Annotated in this window: 15 protein-coding genes; 7 read left to right on the forward strand and 8 right to left on the reverse strand. The window is 45.5% G+C overall.

All coding sequences use genetic code 11. The annotated features are described in order from the left end of the window. The first annotated feature begins 73 nt into the window (after window positions 1-73). The 6 genes from V1U08_RS10735 (at window position 74) to V1U08_RS10760 (ending at window position 4,762) form a co-directional block, all read left to right on the forward strand. Window positions 74-502: a DUF1499 domain-containing protein gene (locus V1U08_RS10735; RefSeq protein ID WP_330470577.1), complete on the forward strand. Its 429-nt coding sequence runs from the start codon at window positions 74-76 to the stop codon at window positions 500-502. 66 nt (window positions 503-568) lie between these two features. Then, window positions 569-1,264: a 5'-methylthioadenosine/S-adenosylhomocysteine nucleosidase gene (mtnN, locus tag V1U08_RS10740; RefSeq protein WP_014230819.1), complete on the forward strand. Its 696-nt coding sequence runs from the start codon at window positions 569-571 to the stop codon at window positions 1,262-1,264. Window positions 1,265-1,294: 30 nt separating this feature from the next. After that, a complete protein-coding gene (locus V1U08_RS10745) occupies window positions 1,295-2,248 on the forward strand; it encodes a cobalamin biosynthesis family protein (RefSeq protein ID WP_330470578.1) in 954 nt (317 codons plus the stop codon). Beyond that, entirely contained in the window at window positions 2,248-3,072 is an 825-nt protein-coding gene (btuF, locus tag V1U08_RS10750) for a vitamin B12 ABC transporter substrate-binding protein BtuF (RefSeq protein ID WP_330470579.1), read from the forward strand. The genes V1U08_RS10745 and btuF overlap by 1 nt, the downstream gene beginning before the upstream one ends. 69 nt (window positions 3,073-3,141) lie before the next feature. After that, window positions 3,142-3,762 carry a TRIC cation channel family protein gene (locus V1U08_RS10755; protein WP_330470580.1) on the forward strand — a complete coding sequence of 207 codons (621 nt, stop codon included), beginning with the start codon at window positions 3,142-3,144 and terminating at the stop codon, window positions 3,760-3,762. Window positions 3,763-3,892: 130 nt separating this feature from the next. After that, a complete protein-coding gene (locus V1U08_RS10760) occupies window positions 3,893-4,762 on the forward strand; it encodes a LysR family transcriptional regulator (protein WP_014230815.1) in 870 nt (289 codons plus the stop codon). On the opposite strand, the gene V1U08_RS10765 is transcribed toward V1U08_RS10760, so the two are convergent. The 6 genes from V1U08_RS10765 to secA all read right to left on the reverse strand — a co-directional run bounded on the left by V1U08_RS10765 (window position 4,689) and on the right by secA (window position 14,725). Next, on the reverse strand, window positions 4,689-5,468 hold the full coding sequence (locus V1U08_RS10765) for a TSUP family transporter (RefSeq protein ID WP_014230814.1): 780 nt from the start codon (window positions 5,466-5,468) through the stop codon (window positions 4,689-4,691). The two genes, V1U08_RS10760 and V1U08_RS10765, sit on opposite strands and share 74 nt — an antisense overlap. Before the next feature lie 208 nt (window positions 5,469-5,676). Further along, window positions 5,677-8,910, reverse strand: coding sequence for a carbamoyl-phosphate synthase large subunit (gene carB, locus V1U08_RS10770; protein WP_014230813.1), 3,234 nt, complete (start codon window positions 8,908-8,910; stop codon window positions 5,677-5,679). 16 nt (window positions 8,911-8,926) lie between these two features. Then, a complete protein-coding gene (carA, locus tag V1U08_RS10775; protein ID WP_014230812.1) occupies window positions 8,927-10,066 on the reverse strand; it encodes a glutamine-hydrolyzing carbamoyl-phosphate synthase small subunit in 1,140 nt (379 codons plus the stop codon). A 481-nt stretch (window positions 10,067-10,547) separates the two neighbouring features. Beyond that, window positions 10,548-11,357 (reverse strand): 4-hydroxy-tetrahydrodipicolinate reductase, encoded by an 810-nt coding sequence (dapB, locus tag V1U08_RS10780; protein WP_020335893.1) that lies wholly within the window; start codon window positions 11,355-11,357, stop codon window positions 10,548-10,550. A gap of 113 nt (window positions 11,358-11,470) precedes the next feature. After that, on the reverse strand, window positions 11,471-11,872 hold the full coding sequence (gene mutT / locus V1U08_RS10785; RefSeq protein WP_014230810.1) for an 8-oxo-dGTP diphosphatase MutT: 402 nt from the start codon (window positions 11,870-11,872) through the stop codon (window positions 11,471-11,473). Between the two features lie 126 nt (window positions 11,873-11,998). Continuing rightward, window positions 11,999-14,725 (reverse strand): preprotein translocase subunit SecA, encoded by a 2,727-nt coding sequence (secA, locus tag V1U08_RS10790; RefSeq protein ID WP_330470581.1) that lies wholly within the window; start codon window positions 14,723-14,725, stop codon window positions 11,999-12,001. Between the two features lie 399 nt (window positions 14,726-15,124). Between secA and V1U08_RS10795 the strand changes: the two genes are divergently transcribed. Beyond that, window positions 15,125-15,577 (forward strand): DUF721 domain-containing protein, encoded by a 453-nt coding sequence (locus V1U08_RS10795; protein ID WP_014230808.1) that lies wholly within the window; start codon window positions 15,125-15,127, stop codon window positions 15,575-15,577. A 76-nt stretch (window positions 15,578-15,653) separates the two neighbouring features. On the opposite strand, the gene lpxC is transcribed toward V1U08_RS10795, so the two are convergent. Together lpxC and ftsZ are read right to left on the reverse strand one after the other, a co-directional pair. Then, window positions 15,654-16,571, reverse strand: coding sequence for a UDP-3-O-acyl-N-acetylglucosamine deacetylase (lpxC, locus tag V1U08_RS10800; RefSeq protein ID WP_014230807.1), 918 nt, complete (start codon window positions 16,569-16,571; stop codon window positions 15,654-15,656). A 101-nt stretch (window positions 16,572-16,672) separates the two neighbouring features. After that, window positions 16,673-17,908 carry a cell division protein FtsZ gene (gene ftsZ / locus V1U08_RS10805; RefSeq protein WP_014230806.1) on the reverse strand — a complete coding sequence of 412 codons (1,236 nt, stop codon included), beginning with the start codon at window positions 17,906-17,908 and terminating at the stop codon, window positions 16,673-16,675. Window positions 17,909-17,931: the final 23 nt, after the last annotated feature.

Genomic DNA, 17,931 nt, shown 5'->3' on the forward strand with positions numbered 1-17,931 from the left:
TTTTCTTTTATTACATATAATTACATGACAAAAAATTTGAACGACTAAATTCCTACCACAAGGAATCAATACCATGAAAAAATTCGCTCTCCTTTCTATCGTTCTTTTCAGCTTAACCGCGTGCAGCCAAGGAGTACCAACCATGACCGATCGCTCTCAAACACCATGTGGTAATAAGCCAAATTGCGTATCAACCCAAGATTCTCGTGAAGAGCACTACCTTGAACCCTTCCTGCTGACAGAGTCCGCCACACTCGATGCGATTGAGCAAGCGGCTCTCAAACTGCCGGGGGCAAAAACGGCGGTCAAAGAAGGTGATTATCTGCGTATTGAATGTACTTCCAAAATCATGCGCTTTGTTGATGATCTTGAGCTGAAAATCAGTGACGATAAGCTCATCGTTCGCTCTGAATCGCGTATTGGATACTCCGATTTTGGCGTCAATAGAAAGCGAGCAAAACAATTACGCGCGGAACTCTTTGACGCAGGGCTCATCAAATAGAAAACTGACTCTGGTGAGTGTTATACTCTCGCCCGAATGAATATTTTATTACCCAAAGAGAGTGTTATGAAAGTTGGTATCATCGGCGCGATGGAACAAGAAGTGACCATCCTGAAAGAAGCAATGACAAACTGCCAGACGGTTAACAAAGCAGGCTGTACGTATTTCTCTGGTCAAATTAACGGTGTAGATGTAGTACTTCTGCAATCGGGCATCGGTAAAGTAGCCGCTGCTGTGGGCACGACCATCTTACTTGATGAATACCAACCTGACGTTGTAATCAACACGGGCTCTGCTGGTGGTTTCGACTCCAGCCTGAACCTGGGTGATGTGGTCATCTCAACTGAAGTTCGTCACCACGATGCAGACGTAACAGCATTCGGCTACGAAATAGGCCAAATGGCTGGCCAACCTGCGGCATTCAAAGCAGATGAAAAGCTGATGGAGCTGGCAGAAAAAGCATTAGCTAAGATGGAAAACAAACACGCGGTACGCGGCCTTATTTGTACTGGTGATGCTTTCGTTTGCACCGCTGAGCGTCAAGCATTTATCCGCGAGCACTTCCCATCAGTGATCGCAGTAGAGATGGAAGCATCAGCAATTGCTCAGACTTGCCACCAGTTCAATACGCCATTTGTGGTGGTACGTGCCATTTCAGACGTAGCAGACAAAGAATCACCAATGAGCTTCGAAGAGTTTTTACCGTTAGCGGCGAAAAGCTCCTCAGAAATGGTGTTCAAAATGCTAGAGCTAGTAAAGTAAGTCGAGTCGGTTAAATAAATCGAACCATTCATGGAAGAAACTTTTCAGCAACTTTACGCCAATGGTGCGCTCCTTGTCATGTGGGGCGCACTGTTGTTTCACCTCGTTTTACCTATCCCTCACTCCGCTCATCCTTTCACTTTATGGCGGAAAATAGCAGAGCAGCTGACCATAAAGGTGAACCGACACCATAGCTATTCGCAAAGCATACTGGCAGGCAGCCTTTCCATTCTCATCATGATATTGCCTTGTTTGGTGCTATTGATTGCGTTAAAGCCTCTGGTATGGAAAGCGCCACTATACGAGTTAGCATTATTGCTGCTCGCGTTAGATTGGCGAAGTAGTGAAAGGTTAACCAAACAGCTCGTCAGCGCTATGTCCAATGAGGACAAACCTTTATGTCGCCAACGATTAAAACCTTACCTCAACCGTGATACAAACAGCCTTTCTCTGTTAGGGATAGGAAAAGCGGGAGCGGAAACGATCATTATGGGCTACGGCCGAAATGTTGTCTGTGTTCTGTTCTGGTACGCACTTGCAGGTGGTATTGGTGCTTTCCTTTACCGACTTATCGCAGAGCTTGCTCGTACCTGGTCACCAAGCCGAAAACAATACTCTCCATTTGGCAAACCCGCCATTCAACTTCTCGCTGCACTTGAAATCATCCCGTTGCGCTTGTTCGCTCTGTTTATCGCATCTGGGAAGAGTTTATCTGCTGTGATGAGCGGAATAAGCCAACAAGCACAATCCTGGCCGTTACCCGGACCAGCGTGGTTACTGTGTAGTGTCGGGAACAAGTTACAGCTCTCTTTGGGTGGCCCAGCTATTTATCAGGGAACACGATCAGAGCGAGCCAAAATTGGAGGGCGTATTGCGCCGTCTGCTATACATCTCGCGCAGATCCAAGCCCTCTTGGTTTGGCGTATTTTTGCTTGGATTGTTATCCAAAGCCTTCTTCTAGGACTGATTTATCAAGGATTATGATGTCTAAAATTGCTGTATCAATTTCAATTTTGTTTTCATCAATCGTACTGGCTAACGAGCCAGCGCAACGTGTAATTAGCTTAGCTCCACACGCAACCGAGATTGCCTATGCTGCTGGGTTAGGAGACAAATTAATCGCCGTGAGCGAAATGAGTGATTATCCTGAACAAGCGAATAAGCTGGAGAAAGTCTCTAATTACCAAGGAATAAAGCTCGAACGTATCATTGCGCTTCGTCCGGATTTGGTCATTGCCTGGCCTTCAGGTAATCCAGCCAAAGAATTGGAAAAGCTCGCTCAGTTTGATGTACCCATTTATTACTCTACTTCCAGCTCACTGATGGACATCGCCAACAACATCGAACAATTGAGTCAGTACAGCGAAAATCCACAAATAGGCCAGAAAGCCGCTGATGACTTTCGAACCCAGTTGAAAGTCTTGCAAGACAAATACAACACCGAAGACAAGGTCCGTTATTTTTACCAGCTCAGTGAAAAACCAATCATCACGGTCGCAGGAAAAAACTGGCCGAGTGAAGTGTTTAGCTTTTGTGGCGGCGAAAATATATTTTCCAGTGCGGGCTCTCCCTACCCTCAGGTCAGCATCGAGCAAATCATCACTCGCCAACCAGACGTCATTTTTACTTCGCGTCATGCAATGAGTAGTGACGGGATGTGGTCTGAATGGAAGAATGAAGTGCCTGCTTTAAAAGATGGACATATTTGGTCATTGAATGCTGACTGGATTAACCGTCCGACACCGAGAACACTTAACGCCATCACAGAAGTGTGTGATTACTTTGAAAGCGTACGCCAAAAACGCTAACGTTTTCGTGGCAAATACCGTACAATTTGCGCCCATTTTTTATCACTTTGCTTAAAGGTACCAAGTAACATGGACTCCATGCTGCTTTACATGATCGACTTATTCGGCACTGCTATATTCGCCATTTCAGGTGTATTACTGGCTGGCCGGTTAAAGATGGATCCATTCGGCGTGATTGTGCTCGGTAGCGTCACCGCTATTGGTGGTGGAACAATCCGAGATATGGCACTGGGTGCCACACCTGTATTTTGGGTCACTGACCCGATCTACCTGTGGGTTATCTTTATCACCTGTTTATTAACCATGATGATAGTCCGCCGTCCCAAGCGCCTTCCTTGGTGGGTTTTGCCCGTTTGCGATGCTATTGGTCTTGCTGTCTTCGTCGGTATCGGAGTAGAAAAAGCCCTGGCTTATAATGCTTCAGGAATGGTCGCTGTGATTATGGGCGTGATAACTGGATGTGGTGGTGGCATCATACGTGATGTACTGGCGCGAGAGGTGCCGATGGTACTAAGAAGTGAAGTGTATGCAACAGCCTGTATTATTGGAGGGATATTCCATACAACCGCGATTGCAATGGGCTATGACCACTCAACAGCGCTGATCGCTTGTGTAAGTTCAACATTGATAATCCGTCTTGGTGCGATCCGCTGGCACTTGTCTTTGCCTACGTTCGCCATCAATCGTTAACTCCCCTTCTCCAAGAACACTTTGAAGAGCCGGTCGTAACATCGGCTCTTTTTATTTGTCCTGTTATGCTCGCTTACTGTTCTATATTTGGTTAAATTAGCTCTACTATTCCTCATTTTCATCAATTGGTATGTTACTAGAAGGCATTGAGACGTTACTTGTTCTGAGTAGAGAAAAAACCATGAGCCGAACTGGCAGTCAGTTGTACATTAGCCAGTCTGCGGTGAGTAAACGTATTGCCAACCTGGAAAAGAAAATCGGGAAAAAGCTTATTGAGCCAAGCGGCAGGCACATCAAACTGACCTCAGACGCACTTGCACTCATTGCTACCATTGAACCAACCTTCAATGAGTTAATAGGTCAAATCCACGATCAACAAGTGCTCGAAGATACGTCGCTGATTAAGCTAGATTGCTCTGAAACATTAGTCGCAGGCTACCTGAGTTTGATCATGGAAGAGCGATTTTCAGACGATCCCTATCTGCGCATCTCCACCAACCATACGCCAAGAATCATAGAAAATGTAAAGTCAGGCAAAGCAACGCTTGGGTTCTGTGCTGGCTATTTACCCCCTCATCACGGTCTGATGAGCTTTCACCTCGCCGATGAACCCTTCTCGATCATTAGTAAACATCCACTGACCACGTTACCAACAGCAGTGCTGACTAATGATTTGAGTAATCCGGCCAATACTTATCAGCAAGCCATCCTGTCTAAGTACAATATTGAACCCATCATGGAAATGGACTCCTATACCGCGGCGGCACAATTAGCATTAGCGGGTATGGCACCCGCTTTGATTCCAAAGTCCATCATCAACACACTCAAAATCGACGAAAAATACCGCTTTGAGTTCGAACAGCTAGCGCATCTTATCCGCCCAATTCACGTTTGCCTGCGCCATAACACCTATCGTAATCAACGGGTTAAAACACTGATAGAATCCATTGCTGATGTTGTTGCCAAAGAAGTTTTAGTGCCATCAACATCGACATGGTGATCACTAGGGGACGAATCCACTTTTGTCCCTTCGTCACCACCACCTTTGCCCCAAGTTGAGCACCAATAAAACCACCAACAGCCATAGTTAAGCCTATCTCCCATACGGGCAGACCAGCTAGTACAAAAAACAACAGTGCTGCAATATTAGAAGTGAAGTTGAGGATCTTGGTCCGTGCGGTAGCATCAACTAAAGAGAAATGGCCGAGAACAACAAAACAAACCGTAAAGATAGACCCGGTTCCAGGGCCAAAAAATCCGTCATAAAAACCTACGCCACCACCGATACAAAGCGCAAACATTGCCTCTGAAATCCTTGGTTCGCCGCCTGTTTTTTTCGTTGTTGGCGCAAGTAAAAAATAGAGTGAAATAGCAATGAGAAGGACCGGAATTAAGCTGGTCAGCACGCCGGCATCGACAAATTGCACCGCCTCAGCGCCAATTGCAGAACCAACAAAAGTACACAAGATAGCAATGCGCATCTCTTTTAGGCTGACGATGCCATTGCGCACAAAATACCAACTCGCGGAAAAACTACCGAATGAGCTTTGCAGTTTGTTCGTTGCCAACGCCTGAGTCGGGCTAAGCCCTGCAGCCAGTAACGCAGGAAGTGTCAACAAACCGCCTCCACCCGCCATAGCATCAATAAAGCCTGCTGCAGATGCTACAACAAACAGTGCGACTAAAACCTCAAACGTGATTTCCACTTATGCTTCCTTGTCAATGAGATACCAAAAGGAAGGCAACGGTAGCATTAATCAGACTAAGCGCAAAAGGAAAGGCAAGACACCAACCTATTCCAGACTTTCATCAATTGTAATTGCGTACGTCAAAAATAAAAAAGCCCGCTCTAATGAGCGGGCAATGAGGTTGTCATATAAGCTCTCATTAACGAGCTTACTGATTTTTTATCTATTACGCTTCTAGACTCGCTTTCACTTTAGCGTGTAGCTCTTGAACAGAAGTCACAGACGCTTTTGCATCAGCTGTGTGAGACATACACGTAGCGAACGCTGCGTTTAGCGTTGTTGTGTAGTTCACTTTCTCTGCCAATGCGCCACGACGTAGAACTTTCGAATCTTCAATCGCTTGACGACCTGCCGCCGTGTTCACGATGTAGGTGTATTCGTTGTTCTTAATACGGTCAAGAATGTGAGGACGACCTTCGTGTACTTTGTTTACTAGACGAGGGTTGATACCCGCTTCGCCTAGAATTACAGCTGTACCGTGTGTCGCATCCAACTGGTAGCCTAGTTTCACTAGCTTAGAAGCCAGGTCAACCACACGCTCTTTATCGCCTTCACGTACTGATAGTAGCGCACGGCCACCTTCAGGGTAAACGCTGCCACAGCCTAGTTCTGCTTTTGCATAAGCTTCTGCAAACGTTGCACCAACACCCATTACTTCACCTGTTGAGCGCATTTCTGGGCCCAATAGTGGGTCAACACCAGGGAATTTGTTGAACGGTAGAACCACTTCTTTCACTGAGTAGTAAGGAGGAATAATCTCTTTAGTAAAGCCTTGCGACTCTAGAGATTGACCCGCCATTACACGTGCAGCGATTTTCGCTAGTGGTGCGCCTGTTGCTTTCGAAACGAATGGTACCGTACGCGCAGCACGAGGGTTAACTTCGATTAGGTAAACGTCGTTGCCTTTCACTGCAAACTGCGTGTTCATCAGACCGCGTACACCTAGTTCAAATGCTAACTTCTCAACTTGCTCACGCATCTTATCCTGGATTTCCTGGCTTAGCGTGTAAGCTGGAAGTGAACATGCTGAGTCACCTGAGTGAACACCTGCTTGCTCGATGTGCTCCATGATACCGCCGATAACAACACGCTCACCATCACAGATAGCGTCGATATCAACTTCAGTTGCATCATCAAGGAAACGGTCTAGTAGAACTGGAGACTCGTTCGATACGCTTACAGCTTCGTTGAAGTAGCGACGTAAGTCTTGCTCGTCGTATACGATTTCCATCGCACGGCCACCTAGTACGTAAGATGGACGAACAACCAATGGGAAGCCGATTTCTTTAGACTTCTCAACCGCTTGCTCCATCGTTGTAACGGTAGCGTTTTGTGGTTGAAGAAGGCCTAGACGCTCAACAGCAGCTTGGAAACGCTCACGGTCTTCTGCACGGTCGATTGCATCAGGGCTAGTACCAATGATTGGCACGCCTGCAGCTTCTAGTGCGCGAGCCAGTTTAAGTGGCGTTTGACCACCGTACTGAACAATCACACCTTTTGGCTTTTCAACGCGAGCGATAGACAGTACGTCTTCCAGCGTTACTGGTTCGAAGTACAAACGGTCAGACGTATCGTAGTCAGTAGATACCGTTTCTGGGTTACAGTTAACCATAATGGTTTCGTAGCCGTCTTCGCGTAGTGCTAGTGATGCGTGTACACAACAGTAATCGAATTCGATACCTTGGCCGATACGGTTTGGACCGCCGCCAAGAACCATGATCTTGTCTTTGTCTGTTGGGTTTGCTTCACATTCTTCATCGTAAGATGAGTACATGTAAGCCGTGTCAGAAGAGAATTCTGCTGCACACGTATCCACACGTTTGTAAACCGGGTGAATATCGAACTGTTCGCGAGCGCGACGAATTTCGCTTTCAGCAACACCAAGCAATTTAGACAGACGAGCATCAGAGAAGCCTTTGCGCTTAAGTTGACGAAGAACGTCTTTGGTCAAGCCAGCGTAACCACCTGCTTTCACTTCCTCTTCTAGTTTCACTAGTTCTTCAATTTGAACCAGGAACCAGCGGTCGATGTTAGTCAGGTTGAAAACACCATCAACAGACATGCCCGCACGGAATGCGTCAGCAATGTACCAGATACGCTCAGCACCAGCTTCTTTCAGCTCGTGACGAATCTTAGTCAGTGCGTCTGGCGCTTCTAGATCAACCATCTCATCAAAGCCAGTCGCGCCAACTTCTAGGCCACGTAGAGCTTTGTGAAGAGATTCTTGTTGGTTACGACCAATCGCCATCACCTCACCAACTGACTTCATCTGTGTTGTCAGACGGTCGTTAGCACCTGCAAATTTCTCGAAGTTAAAGCGAGGAATCTTAGTTACTACGTAGTCGATAGTTGGTTCGAATGATGCTGGAGTTGCACCACCAGTGATGTCGTTTTGTAGCTCGTCCAGAGTAAAGCCAACAGCCAGTTTCGCTGCAATCTTAGCGATTGGGAAACCCGTTGCTTTCGACGCTAGAGCAGAAGAACGAGATACACGTGGGTTCATCTCGATGATAACCATACGGCCATCTTTCGGGTTGATACCAAACTGTACGTTTGAACCACCTGTTTCCACACCGATTTCACGCAGAACTGCTAGCGATGCGTTACGCATTAGCTGGTATTCTTTGTCAGTCAGTGTTTGTGCTGGAGCTACAGTGATTGAGTCACCCGTGTGGATGCCCATTGGGTCGAAGTTTTCGATTGAACATACGATGATACAGTTGTCCGCTTTGTCGCGAACTACTTCCATTTCGTACTCTTTCCAACCGATTAGAGATTCATCGATAAGCAGTTCGTTAGTCGGAGAAAGATCCAGACCACGACGACAGATTTCTTCGAATTCTTCTTTGTTGTAAGCGATACCGCCACCAGTACCACCCATCGTAAATGATGGACGGATGATACAAGGGAAGCCAACCATGTCTAAAACTTTGTAAGCTTCTTCCATGCTCTTCGCAGTATCTGCACGAGGACACTCAAGGCCGATAGACTTCATTGCTTTATCGAAACGAGAACGGTCTTCCGCTTTATCGATCGCGTCAGCGGTTGCACCAATCATTTCTACGCCGAACTCTTCAAGAACGCCGTGCTTCTCTAGATCTAGAGCACAGTTAAGCGCAGTCTGACCACCCATTGTCGGTAGAACCGCATCTGGACGCTCTTTTTCGATGATCTTGCGTACCACTTCCCATTGGATTGGCTCGATGTAAGTCGCATCAGCCATCTCTGGGTCAGTCATGATTGTCGCAGGGTTCGAGTTAACCAGAATAACTCGGTAGCCTTCTTCACGAAGTGCTTTACACGCTTGTGCGCCAGAGTAGTCAAACTCACATGCCTGACCGATAACAATCGGACCAGCACCAAGAATTAGAATACTTTGAATGTCAGTACGTTTTGGCATTATCTACTACTCCGAATTAAGCGCTGTGTTGTTTGATTAGTTCGATAAAGTGGTCAAAAAGCGGTGCTGCGTCATGTGGACCTGGGCTCGCTTCTGGGTGACCTTGGAAGCTAAATGCTGGCTTATCTGTACGGTGGATACCTTGCAGAGAGCCATCAAATAGAGATACGTGAGTTGCACGTAGGTTTTCCGGTAGCGTTGCTTCGTCCGCTGCAAAACCGTGGTTTTGAGAGGTAATCATTACAACGTTACGATCTAAATCTTTAACTGGGTGGTTCGCACCGTGGTGACCAAACTTCATTTTCACAGTTTGTGCACCAGACGCTAGCGCCAGGATTTGGTGACCCAGACAGATACCAAAGATAGGTAAACCTTTTTCTAGGAACACTTTTGTTGCTTCAATCGCGTAAGTACATGGTTCTGGGTCACCAGGGCCATTTGATAGGAAAACGCCATCTGGATTAAGAGCCAGTACTTCTTCTGCTGAAGTTTCAGCAGGTACAACCGTCAAGCGGCAACCACGGTCAACCAACATGCGTAGGATGTTTCGCTTTGCGCCAAAGTCGTAGGCTACAACGTGGTATGGCAACTCGCTGTCATCTTTCGCTTCAGGCAGTCCACCTTCAAGCGTCCACGAGCCTTGCTTCCACTGGTACGCTTCTTTTGTTGTCACAACTTTCGCAAGATCCATTCCTTTCAGACCCGGGAATTCTTTTGCTTTCGCCAGTGCCAAAGCTTCATCCAAGCTGTCACCTGCAACAATACAACCATTCTGCGCACCTTTCTCACGCAAGATACGAGTCAGTTTGCGCGTATCAATGTCAGCGATGCCAACAATATTTTGAGATTTAAGGTAGTCAGAAAGAGATTGTTCATTACGGAAGTTAGAAGCGATAAGAGGAAGATCGCGAATCACAAGGCCTTGTGCATGAATAGAAGAGGATTCTTCATCTTCGGAAGTGGTTCCGGTATTGCCAATGTGAGGATAAGTAAGAGTAACGATTTGCTGAGAATAGGAAGGATCAGTGAGGATTTCTTGATACCCCGTCATCGAGGTATTGAAAACGACTTCACCGACGGATACGCCATCTGCCCCAATGGACACTCCGCGGAACACTGTCCCATCTTCTAGGACTAACAGTGCTAATTTACCCAAGACAACCTCCAGAATAAAAATGCAAAAAAAATAAATCAAAGTGCAAACATGCCTTCCTTTACCTATAAAATCTACATAAATAGGTACTTCAGACAAATTGGCGGTATTCTAAAGACGGACAGGAAACCTGTCAACAAGCAATTAAAAATAAATTATGCTTTTCTAGCAAGTAAGGACGTTTAGGTAGAATAACCCCCAAAACAACAAGTTTTAGACATCTCTATATGGGAAGGGGTGACTTTTTTGTGAATTTTACAAATTTGAACTTTATACAGATCACAAAATCAGATGAGATTTTTACGCAAACGTTAACCAAGCAAAAATAACTATACTTTTTAAGCCATATAGACAGCATAGACAACAAAACCGCTAAAAACACCACTAAACTAACGTGAAAATAGTAGCGTTATTAAATCATTTATTTTACATCTATGCCTAGAGATATAAAAAAGCCGGCTTACGCCGGCGAATAATTATGTAATTAGAGTTCATTCAAACCCAGTACATCGGTCATGGTATAAAAACCTGCAGGTTTAGCACTCAACCAAACCGCAGCCTTCACCGCACCGTTAGCAAAGGTCATGCGATCCGTTGCTTTGTGTGTAATTTCAACGCGCTCGCCAATATCAGCAAACATCGCCGTGTGTTCACCAACAATGTCACCAGCACGAATAGTGGCAAAACCAATCTCATCTTTAGTACGCTCACCCGTAATGCCTTCACGAGCATAAACCGCTACGTCATTAAGATTGTTACCCATCGCACCTGCAATCGCTTCTCCCATACCAATGGCAGTACCTGATGGTGCATCCACTTTATGGCGATGATGTGCTTCAACAATCTCGATATCGCAGTAGTCACCCATGACTTTGGCTGCTTTTTCCAGCAGCTTGAAAACTAGGTTAACACCAACAGAGTAGTTAGGAGCCATTACCACAGGAACTTGCTTTGCTGCCTCATCAATAAGTGCACGTTCTTCGTCACTAAAACCAGTGGTGCCAATCACCATGCTTTTGCCATGCTGCTTGCAAAGCTCAAGGTTAGCCAAAGTGCTTACTGGTGCAGTAAAGTCGATAATGACATCAAAGTTATCCACGTCTTTAGCAAGATCATCCGTTAGAACGACATCAAATTTGCCTTCACCACATAGTTCACCGATATCGACACCGACGAGTGATGATTCCGGACGCTCAGATCCCGCTGTTACTGACGCTTCTTGATGATGGTGTGAAGCCTTAACCAAGTTGCGACCCATGCGGCCAGCTGCTCCTGCGATTGCAATACGAACCATTGCGTTTTATCTCCTTCTCTGGATAACGAGACCTATACTCGTTTCTCTCGTTTCGCTCAATCTTTTTAAACTAACAACATACCTTGCGAACCACAAGATGATTAATGTCGAAACTATGAAGAAAACTCTTGTACAACACGCTCAAGGATTGGCACATTGGCTTCCGGAAATGCATATTCAGGCAAGCTCTTGATATCAACCCAGCGCCCTTCCTGACCTTCTTTACCGTATGGTTCATTTTCAAAAGAAGTGACGGAGATAAAATCGAACTTCAGAGATTTGTCTGGATAGTCGTACTCAAGGTGCTCAAACAAAGACTGTTCTGTCACGTTGATCCCGACTTCTTCTTCCAGCTCACGAATCATCGCCTGCTCCACAGACTCTTCCGGCTCTACTTTTCCACCAGGAAACTCCCAAAATCCGCCTTTATGTTTATCGTCAGGACGTTTAGTAATGAAGATCTGCGATTTATCTTGGTTAAAAATGATCGCCGCAACGATGTGAATTCTTTTCATGGAGAACGTTTCCTAAAAATGAACTGCTTCCCGCCCTGCATTAAGATGGCACTATGGGGAGCAATAAAATTTACTTAAAAAAAGAGCCGCCTAAGCGACTCTTTATCAATATGTGACTAAACTCTGTTAGTCAATTTTTCCGTGGCACTGTTTGTACTTTTTACCACTGCCACATGGACAAGGCTCATTACGACCTACTTTACGCTCATCACGAACGACCGGTTGGTGTGCGCCTTCAGATTCTTCACCGTCAGCAAGCTGGTTTTCTGCAGCTGCATGTTGAGCTTGTGCACGGCGCGCCGCTTCTTCTGCTTGCGCACGACGTTGCTCTTCCATACGCTCAACTTCTTCTTGTTGTTGAACACGTACACGAGACAGAACGGTGATAACATCAGATTTCAACGCATCTAGCAAACCTTCGAACAGCTCAAACGATTCACGCTTGTACTCTTGTTTCGGGTTCTTCTGTGCGTAACCACGTAAGTGGATACCTTGACGCAAGTGATCCATTGCTGCCAAGTGTTCTTTCCAAAGCGTATCCAACGTCTGTAGCATGACAGATTTTTCGAAGTTACGCAGTACTTGCTCGCCAACAACTTCTTCTTTCGCTTTGTAGACTTCAACAGCCAGTGAAATGATCTTTTCACGAAGAGCTTCTTCGTAAAGTTTGTCATCTTCTTCAAGCCATTGCTTAATTGGTGCGTCCAGATCGAAGTCCGCTTTCAGGCGTTCTTGCAGACCTTCAACATCCCACATATCTTCCAGAGATTGCGGTGGAATGTATTCATCAATGATCGCCGTCATCACGTCTTCGCGGTTCTGCTCGATCATGTCGCTGATATCGTCAACGCTCATCAACTCATCACGTAGCTCGTAAACGACTTTACGCTGATCGTTCGCAACGTCATCGTATTCAAGTAGCTGTTTACGGATATCGAAGTTACGACCTTCCACTTTACGCTGCGCTTTTTCAATCGAGCGAGAAAGCATTTTAGATTCGATCGCTTCGCCTTCTTCCATACCACTTTGGATCAAACTTGCCATGCGGTCTGAAGTGAAGATGCGCAGCAGTGAATCTTCCATTGATAGGTAGAAACGTGAAGAACCTGCATCACCCTGACGACCAGAACGACCACGTAGCTGGTTATCGATACGACGAGATTCGTGGCGCTCTGTACCGATGATGTGCAGACCACCCGCTTCCAGCACTTTATCGTGTACGACTTTCCAATCCGCTTTAATCGCGTCGATTTGCTCTTGAGTCGGATTTTCTAACGTTTCAACTTTAGATTGCCAGCTACCACCAAGCACGATATCGGTACCACGACCCGCCATGTTTGTAGCGATAGTCACAGCGCCCGGCATACCTGCTTCAGAAACGATCTCAGCTTCTTTCTCGTGGAATTTAGCGTTCAGTACGTTGTGCTTAATCTTAGCTTTCTTAAGTGCATTAGATAGCAGTTCAGATTTCTCGATCGATACTGTACCTACTAGTGTTGGCTGGCCTTTTGCTACGCGATCTTTGATATCTTCAATGATTGCGGCAAACTTTTCAGCTTCTGTACGGTACACCACATCCGGCATATCATTACGAATCATTGGTTTGTTGGTTGGAATAACAACCGTTTCCAAACCATAGATAGACTGGAACTCAAACGCTTCGGTGTCGGCAGTACCTGTCATACCTGACAATTTCTCGTATAGACGGAAATAGTTCTGGAATGTAATAGATGCCAGCGTTTGGTTTTCGTTCTGAATCTTAACGCCTTCTTTCGCTTCTACAGCTTGGTGCAAACCTTCAGACCAACGACGGCCTGGCATAGTACGACCAGTGTGCTCATCAACGATGACAACTTCACCGTCTTCAGTAACGATGTAATCAACATTGCGTTCAAATAGTACATGAGCTCGCAGCGCTGCGTTCACGTGGTGAAGTAGGCTGATATTGGTTGGAGAGTAAAGCGTATCGCCCTCTTCCATCAAACCGTTCTTAACCAGAAGCTCTTCGACAAACTCTTGACCCGTTTCAGTCAGGTAAACTTGTTTCGATTTTTCGTCTAACGTGTAGTGGCCATCACCACGGTATTCTTCTGAATCTTCTTGATCTTGTCTCTCAAGATGTGGAATCAGCAAGTTGATTCGAGTGTATAGCTCAGAGCTGTCTTCAGCAGGACCAGAAATGATAAGAGGCGTACGAGCTTCATCGATAAGGATTGAGTCAACCTCATCGACTACGGCAAAGAAGCGCTCGCGCTGTACGCGGTCTTCATTGCGGAAAGCCATGTTGTCACGAAGGTAATCAAAGCCAAACTCGTTGTTGGTTCCGTAAAGGATATCAGCTTGGTACGCTTCTTTTTTCTCTTGAGGTGGCATGTTTGGCACGTTGATGCCAACGCTCATACCTAAGAATTCAAATAATGGACGGTTTGTCTCTGCGTCACGTTTAGCCAAGTAATCGTTCACGGTTACAACATGAACGCCTTTGCCCGCTAGTGCGTTTAGGTAAGCTGGAAGAGTTGCAGTTAAAGTTTTACCTTCACCTGTACGCATTTCCGCGATTTGACCTGCATTCAGGACCATACCACCAATAAGCTGTACATCGAAGTGACGCATGCCGTAAACACGCTTAGACGCTTCACGAACGGTAGCAAACGCTTCTGGAAGGAGTTGATCGAGAGTTTCACCTTTGTCCAGACGCTCGCGGAATTCAACAGTCTTTGCTTTTAGTTCTTCATCAGATAGAGCTTCAAATGTCGGCTCGTAGTTATTAATTTCTTTTACAATTTTTCTAAGGCGGCGCAGTGTTCGATCGTTGCGACTGCCAATAACTTTTGTCAGTAGCTTAGTTATCATTTTTCGTGAATCTCTCTTTCATCAGACCGTTCCCGATCTACTCGTAATGCCTTCAGTCTCTGCCAGTTTGGTACTAAGAATACTGATATAAATCATTTAACAAATGATATTGAGTCCAAACATCCATATTTCAAGGCTAAATTTAGAAACATTGGGGCTTAGTGTAAGGATTTTTAATCGATACAACCATAAATAGACCTATTTGTTTGAAGCACTCTGTAAATTTTATTGAAAGTGGTGATAGATTAGCCAAATTTTTAATTGTAACTCTCCAAATCTATCAATTTGCTTTCATTATGCGGCGTCCAAACCAATTGTAATAAAGACGCTAATGTAAACTATACCTAGATAGAAAGCTGCTCTAGAATAGCGGTATATCCACAAAATTAGATTTTACCTATGCGTGATCATCGACCAACCTCAACAGAGGATGTTATTGCTGAATCTCAGTTTAAGAAGATTCAAGAGCATGCTGGAGAAATCTTGCAGCTCAACAAAGCCTTACAGGATATCTTGCCTAAAGGCACGGCTGATCATTGCCGAGTTGCTAATGTCCGTAACGGTCATCTATTGATCGATGTGTCTAGCGCTGCCATCAAAATGAAGATCGACTACGATCGCCTAATGATCCTCAATAAACTACGAACTCAAGGCTATGCAAAGTTGATCAGCGTGGATGTCCGAATTAATCCATCCCTTTATCGCAACCGGTACGAACAAGATGATAGACCCAAGCGACCGCCGTTAACTGAGTCAGCGGCCAAATCATTAATGATTATTGCGGATATGGCGCCACCAAAAATTCAAGAGCGTCTGAAAAGGCTGGCTGACATGGCTGATAAGTCAAAGTAATAATGCGTTGAAAAGCTTGAATTTTGGATAGAAAAAAACCAGGTCGAGACCTGGTTTTTTTAAATTCAGTTTAAGCTTATGCTAGTACCATATTTGGCTCTGCAAATGCGACTGGAGAACCCGCTTCTTCTTCGAATGTAGTCCATTCCCATGCTTCCTGATCAGCCAGAACAGCACGTAGAAGTTGGTTGTTTAGACCGTGACCTGATTTGAATGCACGGAACTCACCAATAATTGGGTGTCCACACATGTAAAGGTCACCAATTGCGTCCAATACTTTATGAGTAACGAACTCATTGTCAAAACGCAGACCTTCTTCATTAAGAATTCGGTAATCATCCAGTACGATAGCGTTATCAAAGCTACCACCCAAAACTAAGTTCTGAGACTGTAGATATTCAATATCACGCATAAAACCAAACGTACGTGCACGAGAAATCTCGCGAACAAACCCTTTAGATGAGAAGTCAAACAACAGGCGCTGCTCGTCAGACTCAATTGCAGGGTGGTTAAATTCAATCTCGAAGTCCATACGGAAGCCGTTAAATGGAACAAACTCTGCCCACTTATCGCCATCTTCGAAACGAACTGGTTTTTTAATGCGGATAAAACGCTTTGGAGCATTTTGCATTTCGATACCTGCTTGTTGAAGCAAGTATACAAATGGGCTTGCGCTACCATCCATAATTGGAATTTCAGGAGCGTCTACTTCAACAACAATGTTGTCGATACCCATACCAGCGAGCGCAGCATTCAAGTGCTCAACTGTTGAAATACGCACGCCTTCGTCGTTAACTAATGCAGTACATAGCATAGTGTCACGCACAGACGCAGGATCAGCTGGAAAATCTACAGGTGGATTTACATCTGTACGACGGTAAATGATACCTGTATTTGCAGCAGCCGGGCGCAGAGTAAGCGTGACTTTACGACCAGAGTGGAGACCCACACCAGTTGTTTTCACTATTTCTTTCAGAGTACGTTGTCTGATCATCTGCTTGCCTCTCTAAAGTGTGCTACAAAACACGGTCGTCTGTAACGTCGACCGTGAATGCTACCATAATTTTGAACCATGTCAAATTTATGGGTTAAAGATTAATCAGCCTGGCGACGCAAGAATGCCGGAATATCTAAATAACCGCTCTCTTTCTCTTGCTTTGGTGCCGCAGAGCTTTGGCTCGACGAAGCAGGAGCAGAAGACGCTGTATTTGTCGGCTGAGGAGTTACCTGTGGCTTCTCTTGCACTTGAGGTTGCAGAGTTTGTGCCGGCTTCTCTTCAGCTTGAGTTGCCATTGCTTGTTGTTGTGGCTGAGCTTGTGCAGTTGGTGCTACTTTCGCTTTACCACCAGCAACAAGGGTGATATCTGGTTTTCTCTCGTTACCAATACCTGTCGCTACAACAGTTACGCGGATTTCATCCGTCATATCTGGGTCTAGAGAAGTACCGATAACCACAGTTGCATTGTCAGAAGCAAATGCTTTAACTGTATTACCCACTGTCTCAAACTCGTCAAGACGCATATCCAAGCCAGCAGTAATGTTAACAAGAACACCACGTGCACCAGCTAGATCGATGTCTTCAAGAAGTGGACTAGAAATTGCCATTTCAGCCGCTTCTTCAGCGCGGTCTTCGCCTTTCGCGATACCGCTACCCATCATTGCGTGGCCCATTTCAGACATAACAGTACGTACGTCAGCAAAGTCGACGTTGATCATACCCGGACGAGTAATTAGTTCCGCAATACCTTGTACTGCATTTTTAAGAACATCATTCGCACTTGCAAACGCTTCTAGCAACGTCACGCCACGACCAAGAACTTTAAGTAGCTTTTCGTTTGGAATCGTAATCAATGAGTCAACGTGTTTAGAAAGCTCATCGATACCTTGTTCAGCAAACGCTAAACGCTTCTTACCTTCAAAGCTGAATGGTTTAGTTACCACTGCAACAGTAAGAATGCCTAGCTCTTTGGCTACTTCAGCGATAACAGGAGCTGCACCAGTACCTGTACCACCACCCATACCTGCTGCGATAAAAACCATATCGGCACCAGTTATGGAATCTTTAATTCTGTCTCTATCTTCGAGAGCTGCCTCACGGCCGACCTGTGGATTCGCACCTGCACCCAGACCTTTGGTGATATCACCACCAATCTGAATAACATTGCCAACGCTTGTCTTACGAAGTGCTTGCGCATCAGTGTTAACGCTGATGAATTCCACACCTTCGATGGATTCACGCACCATGTGTTCAACAGCGTTACCACCGCCGCCACCAACTCCAACGACCTTGATTACTGCATCGTCAGACATTTCCATCATCGGTTCAAACATGTGTTGTCTCCGTTTATCCTGCA

Origin of the sequence: Vibrio sp. YYF0003 (assembly GCF_036350715.1) — a bacterium.
Taxonomy (GTDB): domain Bacteria; phylum Pseudomonadota; class Gammaproteobacteria; order Enterobacterales; family Vibrionaceae; genus Vibrio; species Vibrio natriegens.

Bases quoted from the DNA above. Each gene is read 5' to 3' on its own strand.
- V1U08_RS10795 (WP_014230808.1), top strand. From the start codon at position 15,125: ATGCGTGATCATCGACCAACCTCAACAGAGGATGTTATTGCTGAATCT.
- dapB (WP_020335893.1), bottom strand. From the start codon at position 11,357: ATGGTTCGTATTGCAATCGCAGGAGCAGCTGGCCGCATGGGTCGCAAC.
- V1U08_RS10735 (WP_330470577.1), top strand. From the start codon at position 74: ATGAAAAAATTCGCTCTCCTTTCTATCGTTCTTTTCAGCTTAACCGCG.
- ftsZ (WP_014230806.1), bottom strand. From the start codon at position 17,908: ATGTTTGAACCGATGATGGAAATGTCTGACGATGCAGTAATCAAGGTC.
- V1U08_RS10745 (WP_330470578.1), top strand. From the start codon at position 1,295: ATGGAAGAAACTTTTCAGCAACTTTACGCCAATGGTGCGCTCCTTGTC.
- mutT (WP_014230810.1), bottom strand. From the start codon at position 11,872: ATGAAAAGAATTCACATCGTTGCGGCGATCATTTTTAACCAAGATAAA.
- secA (WP_330470581.1), bottom strand. From the start codon at position 14,725: ATGATAACTAAGCTACTGACAAAAGTTATTGGCAGTCGCAACGATCGA.
- V1U08_RS10755 (WP_330470580.1), top strand. From the start codon at position 3,142: ATGGACTCCATGCTGCTTTACATGATCGACTTATTCGGCACTGCTATA.
- carB (WP_014230813.1), bottom strand. From the start codon at position 8,910: ATGCCAAAACGTACTGACATTCAAAGTATTCTAATTCTTGGTGCTGGT.
- V1U08_RS10760 (WP_014230815.1), top strand. From the start codon at position 3,893: ATGTTACTAGAAGGCATTGAGACGTTACTTGTTCTGAGTAGAGAAAAA.
- lpxC (WP_014230807.1), bottom strand. From the start codon at position 16,571: ATGATCAGACAACGTACTCTGAAAGAAATAGTGAAAACAACTGGTGTG.
- btuF (WP_330470579.1), top strand. From the start codon at position 2,248: ATGTCTAAAATTGCTGTATCAATTTCAATTTTGTTTTCATCAATCGTA.
- mtnN (WP_014230819.1), top strand. From the start codon at position 569: ATGAAAGTTGGTATCATCGGCGCGATGGAACAAGAAGTGACCATCCTG.